The organism is Pedobacter sp. (assembly GCF_041662865.1).
Taxonomy (GTDB): domain Bacteria; phylum Bacteroidota; class Bacteroidia; order Sphingobacteriales; family Sphingobacteriaceae; genus Pedobacter.
Window position 1 is genome coordinate 1 of the sequence record NZ_JBAZRL010000087.1, and the last position, 5767, is coordinate 5767.

Sequence of the window (5767 nt, forward strand, 5' to 3'; positions counted from 1 at the left end):
AAATGCATCGTTACTTCATATTTCCCTTTGGGTACATCTAATTGATAGCTTTCCAAGCCTATTAATTGCGTTTGATAAATAGGATCGTTAAATGTTCCTCTTATGTTTTTATCAGAACCATAGCTTTGGCGACCACTATTTTTAATTTTAAAAGCCTCACCACCAACACTTCCCCAAGAACCCGCTTTGTAAGGCTGACTTGGCAACCATATTTCATGTTTTTGTTCATTTACAAACTGCCTTTGGCTACCTAAAAGGATATTTATTTCTTTAAATGGGATTTCAAGATTGTTAAGTGCTAAGGGTTGTAAACTAAAGCTTAGGTGAGCTAAATCTTCAATTTTCAGTCCATGAGCAAAAGAAACTGCTTTAATATCATTCATTCCATTTTTAAACGAAACATCCCAGTTACTTATACGCTCGTTTACGCCCTTTTTGCCTAAGCTTTTACCATTTACAAAAAGCTCAACCGTATCGGTATTACTAATTACTTGCAAAGGTTGGCTTAACGTACGTTCATTTGAACATGCAATGCCGCCTCTTAATTTCCATGAACCATCCCCTATTTTAAGAAAAGGTTTCCTTTGGAAATTGGCTTTGTACAAATAGTAGGTGTTTTTAGGTTGGCGATCTATGGTCAGTAAACCTTTATTGTTAATATGAGGCATTGTTTCATCACGAGTTTCAGAGTTAAAATCTGCTAAATTCCAAACTGCAGCACCCGCCACAAAAGGTCTTTTTAAAATAGCTGCAATGTATATCTGATGATAAAGCATACCGTATTCTAAACTTTTATCAAACCGAACAGGTGAAAAAGAGTGTATTCTAGGATCTATATCTGCACCAAACTCAGAGACTAAAATTGGTTTATCAGGTATTTGCTGATGTATTTTATCCAAGTTTGGTCCAAAATCTTCAGATTTACCTCCATACCAACCTTGGTATAAGTTCCATCCTACTACCATAGGGATTTTCACCAAACCTGCTTTCATATATCCATTTACATCGCCATGGTTAGATATCATGGTATATCTAGTCGGATCAGTTGCTCGAGTTAAATCTTCTAATTCTTGTGCTAAGACAGTAATGTTCTTTATATATTTTTCTTTCCTTATCGGATCATTAGCAAACTTCATTCTCAACAAAACCTCATTCATATAGGCCCATATAATGATGCTTGGATGATTGTAGTTCTGTTTTATCATTTCTAATTGCATGCTTTTGCAATTGCGAGAAAAAGCCTCTGATTCAGTAATTTCATTCACAATAGGAATTTCTACCGAAGCCAAAATACCCATTCGATCGCAGGCATCTAATACCGCTTGATCTTGGGGATAATGAGCCACACGCAAAAAATTACCCCCCATATCTTTCAATAATTGAACATCTTTCACTTGCAAAGCGGATGGTACCGCATTACCCATTCCCGCAAAATCCTGGTGACGACTTGTTCCTATCAATTTATAAGGCATTCCGTTTAAGAAGAAGCCTTTGTCAGCATCGAAACTGAAAAATCGTAAACCAACAGGTAGTTTTACTTCGTCTAAAACTTTACCCGTTTTATCTATTAATTGCGTGGTAGATTGGTATAAATAAGGGTTTTCTGGCGACCATAATATTGGATTATTAACCTTGATAGCAGCAAGTGTAAAAGGAATGAGTTTATTTAAAGTTGAGTGAACTAGTGTTTTCGTCTCATTTACCTTTTTTCCAGTTGCATCTGTTAAGGTAGTACGAATTGTTAAGTCCCCATTGGCTGATGAATTGATCAGATTTCCACTGACAATAACTTCAGCGTTCGTTTTAGTTACATTATTGGTATGTACATACACTCCTTTCGAAGCATATTTATTATCCTCAAAATGAATAGGGTTTAAAACAACCAAAGAAACATTACGGTACATTCCGCCAAAAAAGGTGAAGTCAGCTGTTAAGGGCGCTATATTTTCATTAAAACTATTATCAACTTTTACCGCTATTTCATCCGTTCCATTAAACTTTAGCGCATTTAAAGGAACTGTAAAAGCAGTATACCCACCGATGTGGCTACCAATTTTCTTACCGTTTAAATACACCGTTGTTTCCTGGTTAGCGCCTTCAAAATAGAGTGAAATCTTCTTATTTTTCCACTCGGGTTTAAGTGCTAGTTTTTTCCTATACCAACCTATTCCACGGTAATAACCAGGTTCATCGTCCATTACATCAAAAGTATTCCATGTATGTGGGATAGTTACTTGAGTTATTGCTGAACTATTCTCTTTATGAAAACTCCAACCCTGATTAATGTTGACGATTTTTCTAACCGTACTTTGTCCAAAGGTGTGCAGCGTTATAAAAACTGCAAATAACACTAAAAGAATAGGTTTACTAAGCAAATAAATTTTGTTTTTGGGGAGTAGCAGCATAAGGGCGTAATAAACCTTTGTGATGATTTGGAATGTGTTATTTGTATTTAAGTTGCATTTGATTGTAAAAGTCTTGAAGCACAAAAAATGCTTTTTTCTTTTTGCCAGTTTCAGAGATTAACCCTTTCCGATTCCAGAAGTTTTGATAGACTGGATGTTGTCTTCTTGGTGATCTAAAATCTGTTAAAATCCAAGGGGTCATTCCTCTTAATGCATCGATTTTACCTAATAAAATGAGTTGGTTTTTATACAAGGCTTCTTGGTATTCTTCACTCCAGCGTGTGTTTTCATCGGCATGGAAACCGCCTAATGCATCACCACCAAATTCTGTAATCACAACTGGTTTATTGTATTTGATATCGAATTTATAACTGGTAATTTCACTTGGCGTTCCGCCCCAATACCAACCCGCATACTCATTAAAACTTACTAAATCTATTTTCTCACCTAGTGGATCATTTAGAATTATCGTTTTACCATCTCTGTGCACTTCTAAAGCCGCAGCTACTAACCGTGTATCATCTAAAGACCTTGCAGTTTCTGCCAAATTGCTCATAAACTGAAAACGAGGATCGCTTAACGGTGTTTCGTTACCAATAGACCAAACAATCACACTTGCCCGATTTTTATCGCGAACAATTAAATCTGTTAATTGCTGCTTAGCATTAGCATAGGTAGCCGGGTTTGTCCAAGAGATTGTCCAATACACTGGAACTTCTGCCCAAACCAATAAGCCCATTTCATCCGCCAAACGCACCATTTCTTCATTATGAGGATAATGCGCCAAACGAACATAGTTGCAATTCATGTCTTTTGCCCATTGCAATAGCATCCGCATGTCTCCTTCAGATCTTAATCTTCCAGCTAATAGTGGATTTTCATCGTGAATAGATATTCCTCTTAAAAAGACAGATTTTCCATTTAACAAAATATTTGTTCCTTGAACGGCTATAGTTCTAAAGCCTATTTTATCTTGAATATTTTCGGTTGCAGTTTTTATTGTTACTGCATATAGTCTCGGATTTTCTGGAGACCATAAATTGATCTTATTCCATGTAAATTGCTGATCAATTTTACCTTCGCCATTCGTAGTAAACGTTTTTTCTAGTTTTAACTCAGGAATAGAAACCGTAATATTTTGTCCAGCAGTAGAATCAGCAAGTTTAACAGAGAAATTTAGTGTATTTGTACTTCCTTTTACTAACTGAAGTTTATAATCATTGATATAATGTTGAGGTAATTCGGTTAAGAAAACATCACGAGTAATTCCACCATAATTCCACCAATCGGTATTAATAGTTGGTATTTCATCAGGTTTCCTAGTGTTATCCGCTTTAACGACTAATGAGTTTTCACCCGCTTTTAATTTTCCAGTCACTTCAAACTGAAATGGTGTAAAGCCTCCCTTGTGAATGCCTAATTTTTTTCCATTTAAATACACATGAGCTTCATAATTTACAGCTGCGAAGTAAACAAAGTATCGTTTATCTTTTTCTGGTTGAGTTGTGAATTTTCTTCTTAACCAAACCGTTCCTTCGTACAGTTCTAGTTTTTCAGCTTGTGAATTCCAGTCGCCTGGCACATTCATTTGTGGAGACAAATCGAAATTATATTCAATTAACTCTGTTTTATCCTTTTGAACTTTATCATCATAAAAACCACCCGAACCTGATTTAGATTGATCGAAGGGGTCGTGTCTATAATCATAAAATCCGTTTTCATAAGGATCTACAATGTAATTCCATTTACCGTTTAGGCTAAGTATTTTACGCGATTGGATATTTTGTATAGAACTAACTTGTGCGTAAGTGCTACTAAAAAATAAGGAGAGGCAAAGTATAAGTAGTCTATAATTTAATTTTAACATAGTGTTTTTTTATTGTTATAGGACAGATCAAATGACGTTGTAACAATGTGTGTTAATGATGTTTTTTAGCAGAAATATTTGAAAATCCGTCATACCCAATTTGATCCGATAGCTATCGGATGGAAACCGTAATGCGTTGTTGTTAACTTTTTTACGATTTAAGATTCCCACCTCCATGGGAATGACGAATCTTCAAATTTTAATTTCTATTTAATATCCTGTGTTTTGACCAAGTTTAGTTGCTCTATTCAATTCGTTTTGAGAAATTGGATATAAATAGTTCTTCGCAGTAAACGATCTATTTTCAACAGTAAATCTGGTATAGGTGAACGAAGTTGCAGTAACTGGCATTATTTTCATTCCACTTACAGAACCATTAAATGTAGTTTCACCTTCTTTCCAACGGCGAACATCAAAGAAACGGTGTTCTTCAAAAGCTAGCTCTACCCTACGCTCATTATGAATACGCTTGCGGATTTCACCTTTGTCGAGAGCAACATAACCATTGGCTGCTGGATTAGTAGTTTGCAAAAGCGGCATTGCAACTCCACCTCTGTTACGAATTAAATTTACTGCAGCCAATACTTGTGTCGCTGCCACTGTTCCTTGTGCTTCATTTAATGCTTCAGCGTAGTTTAACAATACTTCTGCATACCTGAAGAAAATCCATGGTCTACGAATGGTAGTTGTTGTACCAGCCCATGATGCACTTTCACTTAGATATTTACGCATGTAATACCCAGTTTTAGTAGCGTTCACGTTTAAGCCCAAACCATCTTTACCACCTACAAATGTTTCTACATCTTTGCTTTTAAATTTATAAGCGGCCACAGCTGGTTGTACAGACGCGGTATTAAACATAACTGAGAATCCAAGTCTAGGATCGCGATTGGTATACGGTGCAGTTGCACTATAACCTGATACTCCATCACTAATTGGTCTACCTGTAGTTTTCATTTCATACGCATCAACCATTTCTTGGGTTGGATTTGTACGACCATTAGCGGCATCATAACTTACTGGCGCATTATTTTGCTCTATAGTATTTGTTGCTGTTGCAGATGTTGCAAAAATAACCTCATTATTAAATGCACCTGCAGTATTCCATAACCAAATATTTGGATAAGAACTGTAAATACCGTGTTTACCAGTATCCATTACTCTTTTGGCTGCATCAGCAGCTGCTTGCCATTTTGTTAAATCATTAGTTGGATTGTATTGTGGACTAGCTGCATACAATAACAATCTTGCTTTTAATGCCATTGCCGCTGTACCTGTTGCTCTACCTCTATTTGTAGCATTCCATTCCGATGGTGATAAAGGCAATCTAGAGATGGCCTCTTCACAATCTTTAGAAATCTGAGCTACACATTCATCAAATGTATTACGAGGCACATCTAACTCATCGTTAAAAGTTAAGGTTTTATTTACAATTACAAAACTGGCATAACGTATCAATAGCTCAAATTCAAAAAATGCTATTAAGAAATAAGCA

The 5767-nt window shown here is 36.0% G+C and carries 3 protein-coding genes; all 3 read right to left on the bottom strand.

Annotation, left to right across the window (positions count from 1 at the left end; genetic code table 11):
• The coding region (locus WC622_RS16200) for a glycoside hydrolase family 2 TIM barrel-domain containing protein (protein ID WP_372820734.1) at positions 1 to 2375 on the bottom strand (2375 nt) is incomplete at its 3' end.
• 67 nt (positions 2376 to 2442) lie between these two features.
• On the bottom strand, positions 2443 to 4272 hold the full coding sequence (locus WC622_RS16205; RefSeq protein WP_372820735.1) for a glycoside hydrolase family 2 protein: 1830 nt from the start codon (positions 4270 to 4272) through the stop codon (positions 2443 to 2445).
• A gap of 210 nt (positions 4273 to 4482) precedes the next feature.
• Positions 4483 to 5767: RagB/SusD family nutrient uptake outer membrane protein (locus WC622_RS16210; RefSeq protein ID WP_372820736.1), on the bottom strand; the 1285-nt coding region annotated here is incomplete at its 5' end.

What these genes read in the sequence shown, in the direction of transcription:
- WC622_RS16205 (WP_372820735.1), bottom strand. Translation starts at nt 4,272, where the DNA reads ATGTTAAAATTAAATTATAGACTACTTATACTTTGCCTCTCCTTATTT.